The organism is Microbacterium sp. ZXT2-5 (assembly GCF_055329545.1).
Window position 1 is genome coordinate 414,264 of sequence record NZ_JBUZWD010000001.1, and the last position, 16,836, is coordinate 431,099.

A 16,836-nucleotide genomic window follows, 5' to 3' on the forward strand; every position below is an offset into this window, starting at 1 on the left:
GCCCCGCGAAGTGCTCGGCCGGGTCGGTCACATCGGCACCTCGGCGGCGGGAGAGCCGGACGGGAGGGCATCCGTCGCCTCCGCCGTCTTCGCGACGAGGGTGAGCACGTCGTAGGTCGCCACGATCTCGTCGTCCTGGTTGAGGATCACGGCATCCCACCGCACCTCGCCGTACGCGTCGGTCTCGCGCGGCGTGATCTGCTTCGCCGTGAGCACGACGCGGATCTCGTCGCCCGGCGACACCGGGGTCATGAAGCGCAGGTTCTCGAGCCCGTAGTTGGCGAGCACGGGGCCCGGCTCGGGGTCGACGAACAGGCCCGCGGCCCACGAGACGAGCAGGTAGCCGTGCGCGACCCGCCCCGGGAAGAACGGGTTGGCGGCGGCGGCCGCCTCGTCCATGTGCGCGTAGAAGAGGTCGCCGGTGAAGTTCGCGAACGTCTCGATGTCGTCGAGCGTGACCGGGCGCGTGGGCGAGGCCACCTGGTCGCCGACGGCGAGCTCGGCGAGCGACTTGCGGAACGGGTGGCGGTCGGAGCGGGATGCCGCGCCCTGGTGCCACACGCCGGTCAGGGCCGTGAGCATCTGCGGCGATCCCTGCACGGCGGTGCGCTGCATGTGGTGCAGGACGGCGCGGATGCCGCCGAGCTCCTCTCCCCCGCCGGCGCGGCCGGGTCCGCCGTGGACGAGGTGCGGCACGGGCGCGCCGTGGCCGGTCGACGAGCGGGCGTCGTCGCGGTCGAGGAACAGCAGGCGCCCGTTGTAGGCCGCGGTGCGGGCGAGCAGCGTCGCGGCGACCGCGGGGTCGGAGGTGGCGACGCTGGTCACGAGCGACCCGCCGCCGCGCTCCACGAGGTCGGCGGCCTCGTCGACCGTGCGGTACGCCAGGATGCTCGCGACGGGCCCGAACGCCTCGACCTCGTGCACGGCGTCCGGCAGCGACGCCGGGTCGCCGTCGAAGCCGACCACGATCGGCGCGACGAACGCGCCGTCGGGCGCGGGTCCCCTCGAGCCGTCCGCGTGCGTGACGTGTGGGGCATCCGTCGTTCCGATCAGCAGCCAGCCGCCCGCCGCCTGCAGCTCGCCGACCGCCCGGAGCACCTCCTCGCGCTGGGCGCGCGAGACGACGGGCCCCATCGTGACGCCGTCGGCGCGCGGATCGCCGACGACCACGCGCTCGACGATCTTCGCCCGCAGCGCCGCCACGAGCGGCTCGACGGACGCGACGGGCACGATCGCGCGGCGGATGGCCGTGCACTTCTGCCCGGCCTTCGTGGTGAGCTCGACCATGAGCTGCGTGACGTACGCGTCGAACTCCGGCGTGCCCGGCACCGCGTCGGGGCCGAGCACCGAGGCGTTGATGGAGTCGGTCTCGCTGGTGAACCGCACGCCCGGGGCCGCCTGGGCCCGCAGCCGCTCGGCGGTCGAGGCGCTTCCGGTGAAGCCGACGAGGTCTCCGAGTCCGAGATGGTCGAAAAGACCGGGCACGCCGCCGCTCACCAGCTGCAGCGATCCTGCCGGGAGCCTCCCCGTCTCGACGAGGATGCGCACCCAGGCCTCGGCCACGTACGCCGTGGGGGTCGCGGGCTTCACGATCGTCGGGACGCCCGCGAGGAACGCCGGCGCGAACTTCTCCAGCGCCCCCCACATCGGGAAGTTGAAGGCGTTGATCTGCACGGCGACGCCGGGAAGGCGCGTGTAGACGTGGCGGCCGAGGAACGATCCGTCCTTGGAGAGCGGCTCGGCCGGGCCGTCGAGGTACACCTGCGCGTTCGGCAGCTCGCGACGCCCCTTCGACGAGTACGTGAAGAGCACGCCGATGCCGCCGTCGACGTCGCTGAGGGAGTCGCGCACCGTCGCGCCGGCGCGCTTGGAGAGCTCGTACAGCTCGTCCTTGTGCGCGGTGAGCGCGATGGCGAACTCCTTGAGCAGCAGCGCCCGCTGGTGGAACGTCAGCGCACCGAGGCTCGCCTGCCCCGTCGTGCGCGCGCAGGCGATCGCGCCCGCGAGGTCGATGCCGGCGGTGCTCACGCGGGTCACGACCTCGCCCGTCGACGCGTCGAGCACCTCGGCCGCCTCGGCGCCGGGCTCGGGAGCCCACCACCGGTCCTGGAGGTAGCTGGGGAGGATGCCGACCTCGGTCCGATCGTCGATCACTGGTCACTCCATTCGTAGAAGCCGCGGCCGGTCTTGCGGCCGAGATGTCCGTCGGCGACGAGCCGTCGCAGCAGGTCGGGGGGCGCGAAGCGGTCGCCGAGCTTCGCGTGCAGCTCCTCGGCGATGCCGAGCCGCACGTCGAGGCCGACGAGGTCGGTCGTGCGCAGCGGGCCGAGCGGATGCCGGTACCCGAGCTCCATCGCCGCGTCGATGTCGGCCGCCGATGCGACGCCCTCCTCGAGCATGCGGATCGCCTCGAGCCCCAGCGCCACCCCCAGCCGGCTCGACGCGAAGCCCGGGCTGTCGCGTACGACCACGGCCGCCTTGCCGAGCGCCTCGACCCAGCCGCGCGCGGCGTCGACCAGGCCCGCGCCGGTCGCCGAGCCCGTGACGACCTCGACCAGCTGCGAGGCCGGCACGGGGTTGAAGAAGTGCAGGCCCAGGAACCGCTCCGGACGCTCCAGCCCGGACGCCAGGTCGTCGATCGAGATCGATGACGTGTTGGTCGCCAGCGCCGCCTCAGGCCCGAGGGTCCCCTCGGCCCGCCGGAGCGCCTCGAGCTTGAGCCCACGCTCCTCGGGGACGGCCTCGACGACGAGGCCGCAGCCGCCGAGGGCGGCGGCATCCGCCGTCGTCTCCACCGCGGCCGCGAGCGCCTCGAACCGGCGCTCGGTCGCATCGCGCTCGACGCTGCGCCGCAGGCTCTCGAGGAGGCGAGCGGATGCCGCGGCCGCGGCATCCGCGTCCCGCTCGACGACGGTCACCGCGGCGCCGGCCAGCGCGAAGGCGTGTGCGATGCCGGCCCCCATGCGGCCTCCGCCGATGACGCCGACGCGCGCGGGGACGCCCGCGCTCATCGCGTGCGCCTCTCGAGGAAGGCGGCCATGCGCCGGTCCTTCTCGGGGCTCTCGAAGAGCTGGGCCTGCAGCTCCAGCTCCACCTCCGGGTGCGCCGCGGGCGGCGCGAGCAGCGCGGTCTTGGTGTGCCTCGTGGCCAGCGCATCGTTGCGGGCGATGCGGTCGGCGAGCGTGTTCGCGGCGGCGAGGAGCTCGTCCGGCTCGTACAGCGACGACACGAGGCCCCACGCGACGGCGGTCTCGGCATCCAGGATCCGTCCGGTCAGCAGCATCTCGGCGGCGCGGGCCTCGCCGACCAGCTGCGGCAGCCGCCACGTCGCCCCCGCGGCGGCGATGATGCCGAGGCCGGTCTCGGGGTTGCCGATCTGCAGACGCGGCGTGCCGATGCGGATGTCGGCGGCGTAGGCGAGCTCGGCGCCGCCGCCGAGGGCGTATCCGTCGACGGCGGCGATGACGGGCATGGGCAGGTTGCGGATCCGCTGGAACGCCCGGGTGTTGATGCCCTTGCGCGCGTCGGCGGCCCGCCGCTCGCGCAGCTGGGCGATGTCGGCGCCGGAGGCGAACACGCCGTCCGCGCCGATGAGGATCAGCGTGCGGGGCTCGCTCTCGAGCTCACGGCACAGCTCGTGCAGCCGCTCGATCATGTCCTGGTCGATGGCGTTGCGCACCTCGGGCCGCGACAGCGTGGCGATGACGCGGTCTGTGCGGCGCTGGAGCTGCAGCGGCTCGGGCATCGGCATCCTCTCGATCCGCTCCGTCGCGGTCGCCTCCATATTACGTGACCGATCGTTCAGTAATACCCCTTCCCGTGCCAGACTGGGGCGTATGCCGCTGCCGTCCGAGCCCGCGCAGGCCGCCGTGCGGCGCGGGCGCCCTGGGTACGACCGCGACCAGGTGCTCGCCGTCGCCGTGACGCTGTTCAACGAGCAGGGGTACGACGCCACCTCGGTCGCCGGCCTCGCCGAGCGGCTGGGCCTGACGAAATCGGCGCTGTACCACCACTTCGACTCCAAGGAGCAGCTGCTCGCGCTGGCCCTCGACGAGGCGCTCGACGGCCTGGAGGGCGTGCTCGACGATCCCTCCGCCGCAATCGGCGACCCGGCCGAGCGCCTGGCGACCGTGCTGCGCGGCGCCGTGCGGGTGCTGGTCGACAAGCTGCCGTACGTCACGCTGCTGCTGCGCGTGCGCGGCAACAGCGCCGTCGAGCGCTCCGCGCTGGAGCGCCGTCGCGCCTTCGACCACCGCGTGGCCGCGCTGGTGAGCGAGGCGCAGCGGGCCGGTCAGGTCCGCGCCGACGTCGACGGCGCCGTCGCGACCCGCCTCGTGTTCGGCATGGTCAACTCGATCGTCGAGTGGTACCGCCCCGGCGGTCCCACGGGCCGCGACCAGTTGGCGCACGACGTCGTGGCGGTCGCCCTCGACGGCATGCGCACGCGCTGACGGACGACGGATGCCGCGACCCGCCGCCCGTGAGGGGGCGGGGTCGCGGCATCCGCCGTCGAGGCGTCAGGCCCGGGACAGGCCGTAGATCGGGCTCTTCGCCTGCTCGGCCTCGTGGTCGGGGCCGAGCGGGATGCCTGAGCGGTCGCGGAGGAGGAGCGTGGCGATGAGGCCGATGAGCGTCATGCCGGCGAGGTACCAGGTCACGGCGTCGGTGGAGCCGGTCGTCTGCACCAGAGCCTGCGCGATGGTGGGGGCGAACGCACCACCCACGATCGCGCCGATCGCGTACGAGATCGAGACGCCCGAGAACCGGATCGAGGCGGGGAACAGCTCGCTGTACAGCGCCGCCTGCGGACCGTAGGTGAAGCCCAGGCCGATCGTGAGGAACGCGAGCCCCGAGAACAGCAGGCCGACGTCGGCGGTGTTCACCAGCGGGAAGAGGAGGAAGACACCCGCCAGCTGCAGGATCCAGCCGATGATGTACGTCGTGCGGCGGCCGATCTTGTCGCTGAGCCAGCCGGCGACGAAGGTCGCGATCAGCCACGTCACGGCCGATCCCGTCACCGCCCACAGCACCGGCGCGGTGGCCAGGCCGACCGGACCCTCGGGGTCGGTGGCGTAGCGCTGGATGTAGCCGCCGGTGGTCATGTAGCCCACCGCGTTGTTGCCGGCGAAGACGAGCGCGGCGATGATCACCAGGAGCGTGTGCTTCTTGAACAGCTGCACGATCGGCATGCGCGCCTCCTCCTTGCGCTCGGCGAGCTCGGCGAAGACCGGGCTCTCCTCGACGCGACGGCGGACGTAGTAGCCGACGAGGATCAGCACGACGCTCAGCAGGAACGGGATGCGCCATCCCCACTCCTTGAACCACTCGTCGCCGGGGATCGCGACCAGGGCCATGACGCCCGAGGCCAGCAGCAGGCCGATGGGCACGCCGACCTGCGGCGAGGCCCCGAAGATGCCGCGGCGCGCCTTGGGCGCGTGCTCGACGGCCATCAGCACCGCGCCGCCCCACTCGCCGCCGGCCGAGATGCCCTGCAGCACGCGCAGCAGGATGAGCAGGATCGGTGCGGCGATGCCGATCGCGGCATACGTCGGCAGCAGACCGACGAGGGTCGTGGCGGCGCCCATGAGGATCAGCGTCCACATCAGCACGACCTTGCGGCCGTACTTGTCGCCGAAGTGCCCGGCCAGGAACGCGCCGAGCGGGCGGAACAGGAAGCTGATGCCGACCGTGATGAACGAGAGGATCTGGGCGAACCCCTCACCGGCGGGCGCGAAGAACAGCTCGGCGAAGACGAGGCCGGCCGCGAACGCGTAGATGAAGAAGTCGTACCACTCGACGGTCGTGCCGACGACCGTGGCGAAGACGACCCGGCGCCGATCGGCCGAAGTGGCGATGGTGCCGGTGGGGGTGAACCCCTGCGGGGCTTTCGATGAGCTCATTCTGACTCCTGTGTCGGGGCTGACGTCGTCGTCACCGGCGAACGATTCGGGATGCTTGCCGGATGCGGGATGATCATATACGATTTCGGATACGACGCAACAGCCCACCGAGTGAGGAAGCTCATGGCAGACACCCCCGACGCCGCAGACCCGCGATTCGCGGCGCTGCCCTCGCGCCCCGGCAAGATCGTCGCGATCCACCTCAGCTACGCGTCGCGCGCCGACCAGCGCGGGCGTCGGCCGCAGCATCCGTCGTACTTCTTCAAGCCCTCGAGCTCGGTCGCCGCCTCCGGCGGCACGATCGAGCGGCCGGCGGGCACCGAGCTGCTGGCGTTCGAAGGCGAGATCGCCCTCGTGATCGGCGAGCCCGCACGACGGGTCTCCCTCGAAGACGCGTGGAACCACGTCGGCTGGGTCACGGCGGCCGACGACTTCGGGCTCTACGACCTGCGCGCCAACGACAAGGGCTCCAATGTGCGGTCGAAGGGCGGCGACGGCTACACGCCGATCGGCCCCTCCCTCATCGACGCGCGCACCATCGAGCCTCGCGACCTGCGGGTGCGCACGTGGCTCAACGGCACGCCGGTGCAGGACGACACCGCCGCCGGCATGATCTTCGCGCTCCCCCAGCTCGTCGCCGACCTCTCTCAGCACTTCACCCTCGAGCGCGGCGACGTCATCCTCACCGGCACGCCGGCCGGCTCCTCGGTCGCCGTCCCCGGCGACGTCGTCGAGGTCGAGGTCGACGTCCCCGGCGGCCCCACCTCGGGACGCCTGGTCACGACGGTCGTGCAGGGCACCGTCGGCTTCGACGGCGCGCTCGGGTCGCTCCCCGCCGCCGACGACCTGCAGCGCTCCGAGGCGTGGGGCTCCCGCGAGGCGGCCGGGCTTCCGCCCGAGGAGCCCGAAGCCTCCGCCGCACCCGTGCTCAGCGACGCGCTGCGGGCGAAGCTCGACGCCGTGCCGGTCGCCGGCCTCTCGGCGCAGCTGCGCAAGCGCGGCCTGGACAACGTGCACATCGACGGCGTCGTGCCGCTGCATCCGGGGGCCAAGCTCGTCGGCACCGCCCGGACGCTGCGCTTCGTACCCAACCGCGAGGACCTGTTCGCCTCGCACGGCGGCGGCTACAACGCGCAGAAGCGCGCGTTCGACGCCGTCGGCGAGGGCGAGGTCGTCGTCATCGAGGCGCGCGGCGAAGCCGGCTCCGGCACGCTCGGCGACATCCTCGCCATCCGCGCCCACGCCCGTGGCGCCGCCGGCATCGTCACCGACGGCGGGGTGCGCGATGCCGCAGCCGTCGCGGCCGTCGGCATCCCGGTGTACACCTCCGGCGCCCACCCGGCCGTGCTCGGCCGCAGGCACGTCCCGTGGGACCACGACCTCACCATCGCGTGCGGCGGCGCCACGGTGCAGCCCGGCGATGTGATCGTCGGCGACGCCGACGGCGTCATCGTCATCCCGCCCGGAATCGTCGAGGAGGTCGCGGACGCGGCCCTCGCGCAGGAGGTGGAGGACGCCTGGATCGCCGAACGCGTCGCGGAGGGGCATCCCGTCGACGGCCTCTTCCCGATGAACGCGCAGTGGCGCGAGCGGTACGAGGCGCAGAAAGGACGGGAGCGATGACCGAGGTCGAGACCGGCGTCGACACGCCGAGCCGTAGCAAGTCGCAGATCGCCTACCACTGGATCAAGGAGCGCATCGCGCGGCAGGAGTTCACTCCCGGCTACCGCCTCGTGCTCGGCTCGATCGCGGGCGACCTCGACATGAGCGTCGTGCCGGTGCGCGAGGCGATCCGCCAGCTGGAGGCGGAGGGCCTGGTCACGTTCGAGCGCAACGTGGGCGCCCGGGTGTCGATGGTCGACGACTCGCAGTACCGGCACAGCATGCAGGCGCTGTCGATCCTCGAGGGCACCGCCACCGCCCTCGCCGCGCGCCGGCTCACCGCCGACGACCTCCGCGCCGCACGCCGCATCAACGAGCTGATGATCGAGACGCTCAACCACTTCGACCCGCGGGCCTTCACGTCGCTGAACCACGAGTTCCACTCGGCGCTGTACTCCAAGTGCGCCAACCCCCGCATGCTCGAGCTCGTCAACGCGGAGTGGGCGCGCCTCGGCCACCTGCGCGACTCGACGTTCAGCTTCGTGCCCGGGCGCGCGCAGGAGTCGGTGCACGAGCACGAGAACATCGTCCGGCTCATCGAGGTCGGCGCCCCGCTCGGCGAGATCGAGAAGGCCGCCCGCCGCCACCGCGCCGCCACCCTCGACGCGTACATGATCCACGAGCACCCCGACGAGGCGCTCGGCCTCCCCGCGTTCTGACACCTCGACGGCTGCCCGACCCGCACCCGTCACGAATCTCCGACGAAGGAGCGAAATGACCGACACCCAGACCGTTCTCGCGACGCGGCACGTGCCCGAGGGCCTGCCGGACCGCATCCAGCACTACATCGACGGCGCGTTCGTCGACTCGCTGGACGGCGACACGTTCGACGTGCTCGACCCCGTCACCAACGAGACCTATGTCCAGGCGGCCGCCGGGAAGAAGGCCGACATCGACCGGGCGGTCGCCGCCGCGCGGCGCGCCTTCACCGAAGGACCCTGGCCGCGGATGCTGCCGCGCGAGCGCTCGCGCGTGCTGCACCGCATCGCCGACATCGTGGAGTCCCGCGACGCCCGCCTGGCCGAACTCGAGTCGTTCGACTCGGGCCTGCCGATCACGCAGGCGCTCGGTCAGGCCCGCCGCGCGGCCGAGAACTTCCGGTTCTTCGCCGACCTGATCGTCGCGCAGGCCGACGACGCCTACAAGGTGCCGGGCCGCCAGATGAACTACGTCAACCGCAAGCCGATCGGCGTCGCCGGGCTCATCACCCCGTGGAACACGCCGTTCATGCTCGAGTCGTGGAAGCTCGGCCCCGCCCTGGCCACCGGCAACACCGTGGTGCTCAAGCCCGCCGAGTTCACCCCGCTGTCGGCATCGCTGTGGGCCGGCATCTTCGAGGAGGCGGGGCTCCCGCAGGGTGTGTTCAACCTCGTCAACGGGCTCGGCGAGGACGCGGGCGACGCGCTGGTGAAGCATCCGGATGTGCCGCTCATCTCCTTCACCGGCGAGAGCCGCACGGGGCAGATCATCTTCGGCAACGCCGCACCGTTCCTCAAGGGCCTGTCGATGGAGCTCGGAGGCAAGAGCCCGGCCGTCGTCTTCGCCGACGCCGACCTGGAGGCCGCGATCGACGCGACGATCTTCGGGGTATTCTCACTGAACGGCGAGCGCTGCACCGCCGGCTCGCGCATCCTCGTCGAGCGATCGGTGTACGACGAGTTCGTCGAGCGCTACGCGGCCCAGGCCGAGCGCGTCGTGGTCGGCTACCCGCACGATCCCGCCACCGAGGTCGGCGCGCTCGTGCACCCCGAGCACTACGACAAGGTGATGGGCTACATCGAGATCGGCAAGGGCGAGGCGCGCCTCGTCGCCGGCGGCGGCCGCCCCGACGGGTTCGACGGGGGCAACTTCGTGCGCCCGACCGTCTTCGCCGACGTCGCCCCCGACGCGCGGATCTTCCAGGAGGAGATCTTCGGCCCGGTCGTCGCGATCACGCCCTTCGACACCGACGAAGAGGCGCTCGAGCTCGCCAACGGCGTGCGCTACGGCCTCGCCGCGTACGTGTGGACGAACGATCTGAAGCGTGCGCACAACTTCTCGCAGGCGATCGAGGCCGGCATGGTGTGGCTGAACTCGAACAACGTGCGGGACCTGCGCACCCCGTTCGGCGGCGTCAAGGCGTCGGGCCTCGGTCACGAGGGCGGCTACCGCTCGATCGACTTCTACACCGACCAGCAGGCCGTGCACATCACGCTCGGCCCCGCCCACAACCCGACCTTCGGCAAGGGAGCCTGATATGACCCACGACAAGACCCTGACCTCATCCGGCTTCTTCGTGAGCCAGGAGGCGCCCATCCTCTCGGACGACCCGATCCCGACGCCGACGGCTCCGGCGCCGGACATCCTGCGCTGCGCGTACATGGAGCTCGTGGTCACCGACCTCGCCGCCTCCCGCACGTTCTACGTCGACGTGCTGGGCCTGTACGTCACCGAGGAGGACGACGAGGCGATCTACCTCCGCTCGACGGAGGAGTTCATCCACCACAACCTCGTGCTGCGCCAGGGGCCGGTGGCCGCTGTCGCGGCGTTCTCGTACCGAGTGCGCTCCCCCGAGGACCTCGACCGGGCCGTCGCCTTCTACGAGGAGCTCGGCTGCCGTGTCGAGCGCCGCCCGGACGGCTTCGTCAAGGGCATCGGCGACGCGGTGCGCGTCACCGACCCGCTCGGCTTCCCGTACGAGTTCTTCTACGCCACCGAGCACGTGGAGCGCCTGTCGTGGCGCTACGACCTGCACACCCCCGGCGAGCTGGTGCGCCTGGACCACTTCAACCAGGTGACCCCCGACGTGCCCCGCGCGGTGAACTTCATGCAGTCGCTGGGCTTCCGCGTCACCGAGGACATCCAGGACGAGGAGGGCACCGTCTACGCCGCATGGATGCGCCGCAAGCCCACCGTGCACGACACCGCCATGACCGGCGGCGACGGCCCGCGCATGCACCACGTGGCGTTCGCCACGCACGAGAAGCACAACATCCTCGCGATCTGCGACAAGCTCGGCGCGCTCCGCCGCTCCGATGCGATCGAGCGCGGGCCGGGGCGGCACGGCGTCTCCAACGCGTTCTACCTCTACCTGCGCGACCCCGACGGGCACCGCGTCGAGATCTACACGCAGGACTACTACACCGGCGACCCCGACAACCCCGTCGTCACGTGGGACGTGCACGACAACCAGCGCCGCGACTGGTGGGGAAACCCCGTCGTGCCCTCCTGGTACACCGAGGCCTCGCTCGTGCTCGACCTCGACGGCAACCCGCAGCCGGTCGTCGCCCGCACCGACTCGTCCGAGATGGCCGTCACGATCGGCGCGGACGGCTTCTCGTACACGCGCCCGGACGAGCGGGCCGAGGAGCTGCCGAGCTGGAAGCAGGGCGAGTACAAGCTCGGCCACCAGCTCTAGACCCGCCGATGTCACGCTCGTCGCGGGTGCGGGGTGGATCGACCCGCCGGCTGTGTGACACGGCTCTCAGCCGTGTCACACAATGGGCTGGTCGCAGCATCCGACACCCACCGCACGCGTGACACGACCCGTTGAATTCGAAGCGAAGGAGAATCGGATGCTGACACACGAGCAGATCGCGGCCATCGCGGCGGAGCTCGCCGAGGCCGACCGCACGCACGGGGTCATCCCCCGGATCACGGCACGGTATCCCGACGCGACGGTCGAGGACTCGTACGCGATCCAGGGGGTGTGGCGCGACCAGAACATCGCCGCCGGGCGCCGGCTCGTCGGCCGCAAGATCGGGCTCACCTCCAAGGCGATGCAGCAGGCGACGGGCATCACCGAGCCGGACTACGGCGTGATGTTCGACGACACCGTCTACGAGTCGGGCGCCGAGATCCCGGTCGACCTCTTCTCGAACGTGCGCATCGAGGTCGAGCTCGCCTTCGTGCTCGCGAAGCCCCTCGACGGTCCGGACTGCACGCTCGAGGACGCCCTCGCCGCGATCGAGCACGCCGTGCCGGCCCTCGAGATCCTCAACTCGCACATCGAGCTGGAGGGCCGCACGATCGTCGACACGATCGCCGACAACGCCGCGTACGGTGCGATGGTGCTCGGCGATGTGCGCAAGCGGCCCGACGAGATCGACCTGCGGTGGGTCCCGGGCGTGCTCAGCCGCAACGGCGAGATCGAGGAGACCGGGGTCGCCGCCGGCGTGCTGGGCCACCCCGCCACCGGTGTCGCGTGGCTCGCGAACAAGTTCCACCAGCACGGCGCACGACTGGAGGCGGGCGAGATCATCCTCGCCGGGTCCTTCACGCGCCCCATGTGGGTCTCGCGGGGAGATAGCGTCAGGTGCGACTACGGACCGATGGGAGTCATCGAATGCCGCTTCGTCTGAGCCCGACCTTGAGCGCCGCCCTCGCGGGCGCCGATCGCCCGCTGGCCGGGATGTGGGTGTGCACGGGATCGCCGCTGGTGGCCGAGATCTGCGCGGGCTCGGGCCTGGACTGGGTGCTGATCGACATGGAGCACTCGCCCAACGGCCTCGAGTCCGTGCTCGCGCAGCTGCAGGCGGTCGCCGCCTACCCGGTGACGCCCGTCGTCCGCGTGCCCATCGGCGACGTCGTGACGATCAAGCAGGTGCTCGACCTCGGCGCCCAGAACCTGCTCGTGCCGATGGTGTCGTCCAGGACGGATGCCGAGGCCGCCGTCGCCGCCGTGCGCTATCCCCCGCGGGGGAACCGCGGGGTGGGCTCGGCGCTCGCCCGGTCGGCGCGGTGGAACCGCGTCGACGGATACCTGCGGGACGCCGACGACCACGTGTCGCTGTTCGTCCAGATCGAGACGGCCGCGGGCGTCGAGGCGGCCGCCGAGATCGCCGCGGTCGACGGGGTCGACGGGGTGTTCGTCGGGCCGTCCGACCTCGCCGCCTCGATGGGAGTCCTCGGTCAGCAGACGCATCCGGACGTCGTGGCCGCCGTCCACCGCGCCTTCGACGCCGTGCGCGCCGCCGGCAAGCCCGCGGGCGTCAACGCGTTCGATCCGGCCGCCGCCGACGCGTACCTCGGCGCCGGAGCATCCTTCATCCTCGTCGGCGCCGACGTCGCGCTGCTCGCGCGCGGGTCCGAGGCCCTCGCGGCGCGCTGGGTCGTGGCATCCGGCGACGGCGACCGCGCGTCGTACTGAGGCGCACGAGCGCTGCTGCTCCCGGCGACAGGCGCCGGGCGAACCCTGTCAAGGGCCCCCACCCGCAGCGCGGGCGTGACACGCTGGGCCCATGAAGCGCGACGTCTCCAGCCGCATCGCCCTGAACATCACCGAGCCCGCCGAACTGGTGTTCGCCATCGCGGCCTCCCGCCACTACTCCCCCGCGTCCGAGCGCATCTCGGCGACCGTCGACGGCCGGTCCCTCGAGATCGAGGAGCTCCTGGACGCCCACGGGACGCGTCTGCACCGCGTGCTCGCCCCGGTCGGCGCGTTCGCGATGGAGTACGCCGCCGCGCTCGACGAGGGCGACCCGGCCGGCGGCGACGACGTCGAGCGGCTCGTGTACCTCCGTCAGAGCCGCTACGCCGAGTCCGATGCGATGGCCCCCACAGCGGCCGCGGAGTTCGCCGGCATCGAGGGCGCCACCCAGCTCCTCGCCGCCGTGTCGTCGTGGGTCGGCACGCGCCTGGCGTACGTCCCCGGCTCGTCGCTCCCGACGGACGGCGCCACCCGCACCCTCCTCGCACGTCAGGGCGTGTGCCGCGACTACGCCCACCTGTGCATCGCGCTGCTGCGCGGGCTCGGCATCCCGGCCCGCATGGTGGCCGTCTACGCGCCTGGTCTGCACCCGATGGACTTCCACGCGGTCGCCGAGGCGTGGATCGACGACGCGTGGCGGGCCGTCGACGCCACCACGCTGGCCCCGCGCTCGAGTCTCGTCCGCATCGCGACGGGGAGGGATGCCGCCGACACGGCGTTCCTCACGGTGGTGTCGGGCCGCGCCGACCTCGTCGACGTCACCGTGGGCGCGACCGCCGACGTGCTGCCGGACGACGACCTCGACAGGCTCGTCTCGATCGCCTGAGCGTCCCCCCGGCCGGACGGTGGGCGGTGGCATCGGTCACCCGCGCCCGAGCGGACATGGCACAGTGAGAGGCATGAAGAAGTGGGTCGTGCGGTTCACGTCGCTGCTCGTGTTCAACATCGTCGTGCTGCTGGTCGTGGGCTGGCTCACTCCCGCGCGCGTCGGCTGGGCGGCATTGTGGGCGGGCATCGTCCTGACCGCGCTCGTGATCTGGATCAAGCCCCTCGTCGAGAAGTGGTTCCGCTCGATGGCGGCCCGGTCGTCCCACCAGCGCACCCGGGCAGGCGAGAAGCTCGTCGAGTTCCTCCTCGCCTTCGCCGTCGCCTTCCTCGTCTGGATCGCCACCGTGGTCTTCACCGGCGTGTCGATCGGCGGCGGGATCTTCGGCGCATTCTGGGGGTGGGTGCTGCCCCCGGTTTTCCTCCTCATCGGCTGGGCGATCTACGCCGCGATCGATGACCGGGTCGAGACGCACGCCGGCACCCTCTACGACCGGGCGACCGGTACGCGCAGTGTGCCGGGGCCGGATGCCTCCGCCCCGCCGGTGCCGAGCCCCGAGGCCGCCGCGGGCCGGCGCGAGCTGAACGACGGCCTCACCGACGAGCAGCGCCGCATGCTCGACGAACTCGGCAAGGGCTGATCGGGCCCGATCTGTCGATCGGCGTCGACCCCGATCGTCATAGAGGTGTCACACCCCTCCAGAAAGGACGACGCCATGCGCTACGCACTCCTCCTCCACTACCCCGAGATGACCGCCGACGACATGGGCCCCGATGCGTGGGCCGAGGGCATGCGCGAGTTCGACGAGTACGCCAAGGCGCTCGATGACGCCGGCGTGCTCGTGTCGGCCGAGGTGCTCCAGCCGTCCGCGGTGACCACGACCGTCACGGCGCCGGACGGTGCGCTGCGCGTGCAGGACGGCCCGTTCGCCGACACGACGGAGCAGCTCGGCGGCACCTTCGTGATCGAGGTCGACGACCTCGACGCCGCCGTCGCGTGGGCCGGCAAGGCGCCCTCGGTCGGCTGGGGCACCATCGAGGTGCGCCCGAGCGCCACGCACTTCCGCGACGGCGCCTGGACCCCGTTCGCGAGCTGATGCCGCCGGCCGCCGTGCCCCCTCCCGACCGGCCCGTCGTTCCGGGCGGATCGACCGGGGGCGTGGCGCCCGGCGCCGCTGCTGCGGCCGCCGAGCACGCCGCGAGGACGTCGTACGGCCGGCTGCTCGCCGTCGTCGCCGCCTCGACGCTCCCCTCGCCTCCTCCCCGCGCCGCCGGCGCGTCGCGCGGAGCCTCCGGGCACGTCGGCCCGGACATCGCGCTGGTCGAGGACGCCCTCGCCGACGCGTTCGAGAAGGCGCTGCGGACGTGGCCGGATGCCGGCATCCCCGCCAATCCCGAAGGGTGGCTCGTCACCGTGGCCCGCAACCGCATCCGCGACGCACTGGGCTCCGCCGCGCGCCGCACGGGCGTGCCACTCGATGAGGCACTCCTGGCGACGCTCGCCGACGACGGCGACGCGGCGACGGCCGTCGCGCGACGCGAGGTCATCCCCGACCGGCGGCTCGAGCTGCTGTTCGCCTGCGCGCACCCCGCGATCGATCCCGCCGCCCGCACGCCGCTCATGCTGCAGACGGTGCTGGGGTTCGATGCCGCGCAGATCGCCGGCGCGTTCGGCGTGGCACCGGCGACGATGGCGCAGCGGCTCGTGCGCGCGAAGCGCCGCATCCGCGACGCCGGGATCCCGTTCCGGGTGCCGTCGCGGGCCGACATGCCGGCCCGGCTGCCCGCCGTGCTCGAGGCCGTGTACGGCGCGTACGCGATCGCGTGGCTCGACCAGGGCGACGAGCCGCGGGAGTCGCTCGCCGACGAGGCGCGCTGGCTCGCGGTGCTGACGGCCGCCCTCCTCGACGACGAGCCCGAGGCGTGGGGCCTGGCCGCGCTGCTGACGTATGCCCAGTCGCGTGCCTTGGCACGCGCGGCCGCGCCGTGGCCGCCACTGGACGAACAGGACCCGGCGCTGTGGGACCGCTCGCTCATCGCCGAGGGCGCCGCGCTGCTGCGCCGCGCCTCCGCGCTCGGTCGTCCGCTCGGTCGCTTCCAGCTCGAGGCGGCGATCCGGGCCGTGCACTGCGACCGCGCCCGCACCGGCGAGCTGGACGTCGAGGCTCTCGTGAAGCTCTACCGCGGACTGGTGGCGATCGCCCCGACCGACGGGGCCCGGGCGGCCCTCGCCGCCGCCGAGGCGCGGCTGCGCTGAGCCCGCCGACGAGCCGGGCGGGCTAGCCCGTCCGGCGTCAGCCGGCGGCGCGCTCGGCGGCCTCGACCACGTTCGTCATGAGCAGCGCGACGGTCATCGGCCCCACGCCGCCGGGGTTCGGCGACAGGTAGCCCGCGACCTCGGCGACATCGGGGGCGACGTCGCCGTACACGCGGGACTTGCCGGTCTCGGGGTCCTCCTCGCGCGTCACGCCGACGTCGAGCACGGCCGCGCCGGGCTTGACGTCCTCCGCGCGCACGATGTGCTTCACGCCGGCGGCGGCGACGATGACGTCGGCCTGGCGCAGGTGGTGGCCGAGGTCGGTGGTGCCGGTGTGTGTGAGGGTCACCGTGGCGTTGATCTCGCGGCGGGTGAGCAGCAGGCCGATCGAGCGGCCGATGGTGACTCCGCGGCCGACCACCACGACGTCCTTGCCCTTCAGGTCGTAGCCGTTGCGCAGGAGCAGCTCGATGACACCGCGGGGCGTGCACGGCAGCGGCGTCGTGATCGGCGCGTTGACGTTGAGCACGAGGCGTCCGAGGTTCGTCGGATGCAGGCCGTCGGCGTCCTTGGCCGGATCGATGCGCTCCAGGATCGCGTCGGTGTCGAGGTGCTTCGGGAGCGGCAGCTGCACGATGTAGCCGTGGCACTCCGGATCGGCGTTGAGCTCGTCGATCAGCGCCTCGACCTGCTCCTGCGTGGCGTCGGCCGGAAGCTCCCGCTGGATGGAGTTCATCCCGATCGCCTCGGACTCGCGGTGCTTCATCCCCACGTACAGCTGCGACGCGGGGTCGGCGCCGACGAGCACGGTCGCGATGCCCGGCGTGATGCCCTTCTCCTTCAGCGCGGCGATGCGCCCGCGCAGCTCGTCCTTGATCTCGGCCGCGGCCGCCTTGCCGTCGAGCTTCTGTGCCGTCATGTCGTGCCTCCGTCGACGGATGCCGTACCCGCGGCATCCGAAATCCCTATCTCGATAGTGATACCAGACGAGCGCCCCCGCCGCG

At 72.3% G+C, this 16,836-nt stretch carries 16 protein-coding genes; 11 read left to right on the forward strand and 5 right to left on the reverse strand.

The genetic code is table 11. The features are described 5' to 3' along the window. Positions 1 to 27: 27 nt before the first annotated feature. From paaZ to ACZBH1_RS01895, 3 genes are read right to left on the reverse strand one after another with little or no spacing between them, the layout of a single operon-like run. The gene (gene paaZ, locus ACZBH1_RS01885) at positions 28 to 2,154 is read right to left on the reverse strand and encodes a phenylacetic acid degradation bifunctional protein PaaZ (RefSeq protein ID WP_463645313.1); all 2,127 of its coding nucleotides are present in this window, start codon (positions 2,152 to 2,154) and stop codon (positions 28 to 30) included. After that, positions 2,151 to 3,011 (reverse strand): 3-hydroxyacyl-CoA dehydrogenase family protein, encoded by an 861-nt coding sequence (locus ACZBH1_RS01890; protein WP_463645314.1) that lies wholly within the window; start codon positions 3,009 to 3,011, stop codon positions 2,151 to 2,153. Before ACZBH1_RS01890 ends, paaZ begins: the two co-directional genes overlap by 4 nt. After that, the gene (locus ACZBH1_RS01895; RefSeq protein ID WP_452325187.1) at positions 3,008 to 3,745 is read right to left on the reverse strand and encodes an enoyl-CoA hydratase/isomerase family protein; all 738 of its coding nucleotides are present in this window, start codon (positions 3,743 to 3,745) and stop codon (positions 3,008 to 3,010) included. The genes ACZBH1_RS01890 and ACZBH1_RS01895 overlap by 4 nt, the downstream gene beginning before the upstream one ends. 91 nt (positions 3,746 to 3,836) lie before the next feature. On the opposite strand from ACZBH1_RS01895, the gene ACZBH1_RS01900 reads away from it, so the two are divergent. Beyond that, positions 3,837 to 4,451: a TetR/AcrR family transcriptional regulator gene (locus ACZBH1_RS01900; protein WP_452325186.1), complete on the forward strand. Its 615-nt coding sequence runs from the start codon at positions 3,837 to 3,839 to the stop codon at positions 4,449 to 4,451. Between the two features lie 66 nt (positions 4,452 to 4,517). On the opposite strand, the gene ACZBH1_RS01905 is transcribed toward ACZBH1_RS01900, so the two are convergent. Further along, entirely contained in the window at positions 4,518 to 5,900 is a 1,383-nt protein-coding gene (locus tag ACZBH1_RS01905) for an MFS transporter (protein ID WP_336398356.1), read from the reverse strand. 123 nt (positions 5,901 to 6,023) lie between these two features. Here ACZBH1_RS01905 and ACZBH1_RS01910 point away from each other — a divergent pair, with 123 nt between their 5' ends. From ACZBH1_RS01910 to ACZBH1_RS01955, 10 genes are all read left to right on the forward strand, one after another. After that, positions 6,024 to 7,523, forward strand: a complete 1,500-nt coding sequence (locus tag ACZBH1_RS01910; RefSeq protein WP_378882311.1) for a fumarylacetoacetate hydrolase family protein — start codon at positions 6,024 to 6,026, stop codon at positions 7,521 to 7,523. Beyond that, positions 7,520 to 8,221, forward strand: coding sequence for a GntR family transcriptional regulator (locus tag ACZBH1_RS01915; protein WP_336398354.1), 702 nt, complete (start codon positions 7,520 to 7,522; stop codon positions 8,219 to 8,221). Before ACZBH1_RS01910 ends, ACZBH1_RS01915 begins: the two co-directional genes overlap by 4 nt. Positions 8,222 to 8,276: 55 nt before the next feature. Continuing rightward, the gene (gene hpaE, locus ACZBH1_RS01920; protein WP_336398353.1) at positions 8,277 to 9,797 is read left to right on the forward strand and encodes a 5-carboxymethyl-2-hydroxymuconate semialdehyde dehydrogenase; all 1,521 of its coding nucleotides are present in this window, start codon (positions 8,277 to 8,279) and stop codon (positions 9,795 to 9,797) included. A gap of 1 nt (position 9,798) precedes the next feature. Further along, entirely contained in the window at positions 9,799 to 10,959 is a 1,161-nt protein-coding gene (gene hpaD / locus ACZBH1_RS01925) for a 3,4-dihydroxyphenylacetate 2,3-dioxygenase (protein ID WP_463645315.1), read from the forward strand. Positions 10,960 to 11,116: 157 nt separating this feature from the next. Continuing rightward, the gene (locus ACZBH1_RS01930) at positions 11,117 to 11,902 is read left to right on the forward strand and encodes a 2-keto-4-pentenoate hydratase (protein ID WP_463645316.1); all 786 of its coding nucleotides are present in this window, start codon (positions 11,117 to 11,119) and stop codon (positions 11,900 to 11,902) included. Continuing rightward, positions 11,887 to 12,690 carry an HpcH/HpaI aldolase family protein gene (locus ACZBH1_RS01935; RefSeq protein WP_463645317.1) on the forward strand — a complete coding sequence of 268 codons (804 nt, stop codon included), beginning with the start codon at positions 11,887 to 11,889 and terminating at the stop codon, positions 12,688 to 12,690. The genes ACZBH1_RS01930 and ACZBH1_RS01935 overlap by 16 nt, the downstream gene beginning before the upstream one ends. Before the next feature lie 91 nt (positions 12,691 to 12,781). Beyond that, positions 12,782 to 13,576 carry a transglutaminase-like domain-containing protein gene (locus tag ACZBH1_RS01940; RefSeq protein ID WP_336398349.1) on the forward strand — a complete coding sequence of 265 codons (795 nt, stop codon included), beginning with the start codon at positions 12,782 to 12,784 and terminating at the stop codon, positions 13,574 to 13,576. A gap of 73 nt (positions 13,577 to 13,649) precedes the next feature. Continuing rightward, on the forward strand, positions 13,650 to 14,216 hold the full coding sequence (locus ACZBH1_RS01945) for a hypothetical protein (RefSeq protein ID WP_463645318.1): 567 nt from the start codon (positions 13,650 to 13,652) through the stop codon (positions 14,214 to 14,216). A gap of 75 nt (positions 14,217 to 14,291) precedes the next feature. Then, on the forward strand, positions 14,292 to 14,672 hold the full coding sequence (locus ACZBH1_RS01950; protein WP_463645319.1) for a YciI family protein: 381 nt from the start codon (positions 14,292 to 14,294) through the stop codon (positions 14,670 to 14,672). Between the two features lie 62 nt (positions 14,673 to 14,734). Further along, complete coding sequence (locus tag ACZBH1_RS01955; protein ID WP_463645320.1) at positions 14,735 to 15,832, forward strand: RNA polymerase sigma factor; 1,098 nt, start codon at positions 14,735 to 14,737, stop codon at positions 15,830 to 15,832. A 37-nt stretch (positions 15,833 to 15,869) separates the two neighbouring features. Here ACZBH1_RS01955 and ACZBH1_RS01960 read toward each other — a convergent pair whose 3' ends face one another. Further along, on the reverse strand, positions 15,870 to 16,751 hold the full coding sequence (locus ACZBH1_RS01960; protein WP_378882291.1) for a bifunctional methylenetetrahydrofolate dehydrogenase/methenyltetrahydrofolate cyclohydrolase: 882 nt from the start codon (positions 16,749 to 16,751) through the stop codon (positions 15,870 to 15,872). Positions 16,752 to 16,836 lie beyond the last annotated feature (85 nt).

Bases quoted from the DNA above. Each gene is read 5' to 3' on its own strand.
- ACZBH1_RS01890 (WP_463645314.1), bottom strand. From the start codon at position 3,011: ATGAGCGCGGGCGTCCCCGCGCGCGTCGGCGTCATCGGCGGAGGCCGC.
- ACZBH1_RS01895 (WP_452325187.1), bottom strand. From the start codon at position 3,745: ATGCCCGAGCCGCTGCAGCTCCAGCGCCGCACAGACCGCGTCATCGCC.
- ACZBH1_RS01900 (WP_452325186.1), top strand. From the start codon at position 3,837: ATGCCGCTGCCGTCCGAGCCCGCGCAGGCCGCCGTGCGGCGCGGGCGC.
- ACZBH1_RS01905 (WP_336398356.1), bottom strand. From the start codon at position 5,900: ATGAGCTCATCGAAAGCCCCGCAGGGGTTCACCCCCACCGGCACCATC.
- ACZBH1_RS01910 (WP_378882311.1), top strand. From the start codon at position 6,024: ATGGCAGACACCCCCGACGCCGCAGACCCGCGATTCGCGGCGCTGCCC.
- ACZBH1_RS01915 (WP_336398354.1), top strand. From the start codon at position 7,520: ATGACCGAGGTCGAGACCGGCGTCGACACGCCGAGCCGTAGCAAGTCG.
- hpaE (WP_336398353.1), top strand. From the start codon at position 8,277: ATGACCGACACCCAGACCGTTCTCGCGACGCGGCACGTGCCCGAGGGC.
- hpaD (WP_463645315.1), top strand. From the start codon at position 9,799: ATGACCCACGACAAGACCCTGACCTCATCCGGCTTCTTCGTGAGCCAG.
- ACZBH1_RS01930 (WP_463645316.1), top strand. From the start codon at position 11,117: ATGCTGACACACGAGCAGATCGCGGCCATCGCGGCGGAGCTCGCCGAG.
- ACZBH1_RS01935 (WP_463645317.1), top strand. From the start codon at position 11,887: ATGCCGCTTCGTCTGAGCCCGACCTTGAGCGCCGCCCTCGCGGGCGCC.
- ACZBH1_RS01940 (WP_336398349.1), top strand. From the start codon at position 12,782: ATGAAGCGCGACGTCTCCAGCCGCATCGCCCTGAACATCACCGAGCCC.
- ACZBH1_RS01945 (WP_463645318.1), top strand. From the start codon at position 13,650: ATGAAGAAGTGGGTCGTGCGGTTCACGTCGCTGCTCGTGTTCAACATC.
- ACZBH1_RS01950 (WP_463645319.1), top strand. From the start codon at position 14,292: ATGCGCTACGCACTCCTCCTCCACTACCCCGAGATGACCGCCGACGAC.
- ACZBH1_RS01960 (WP_378882291.1), bottom strand. From the start codon at position 16,751: ATGACGGCACAGAAGCTCGACGGCAAGGCGGCCGCGGCCGAGATCAAG.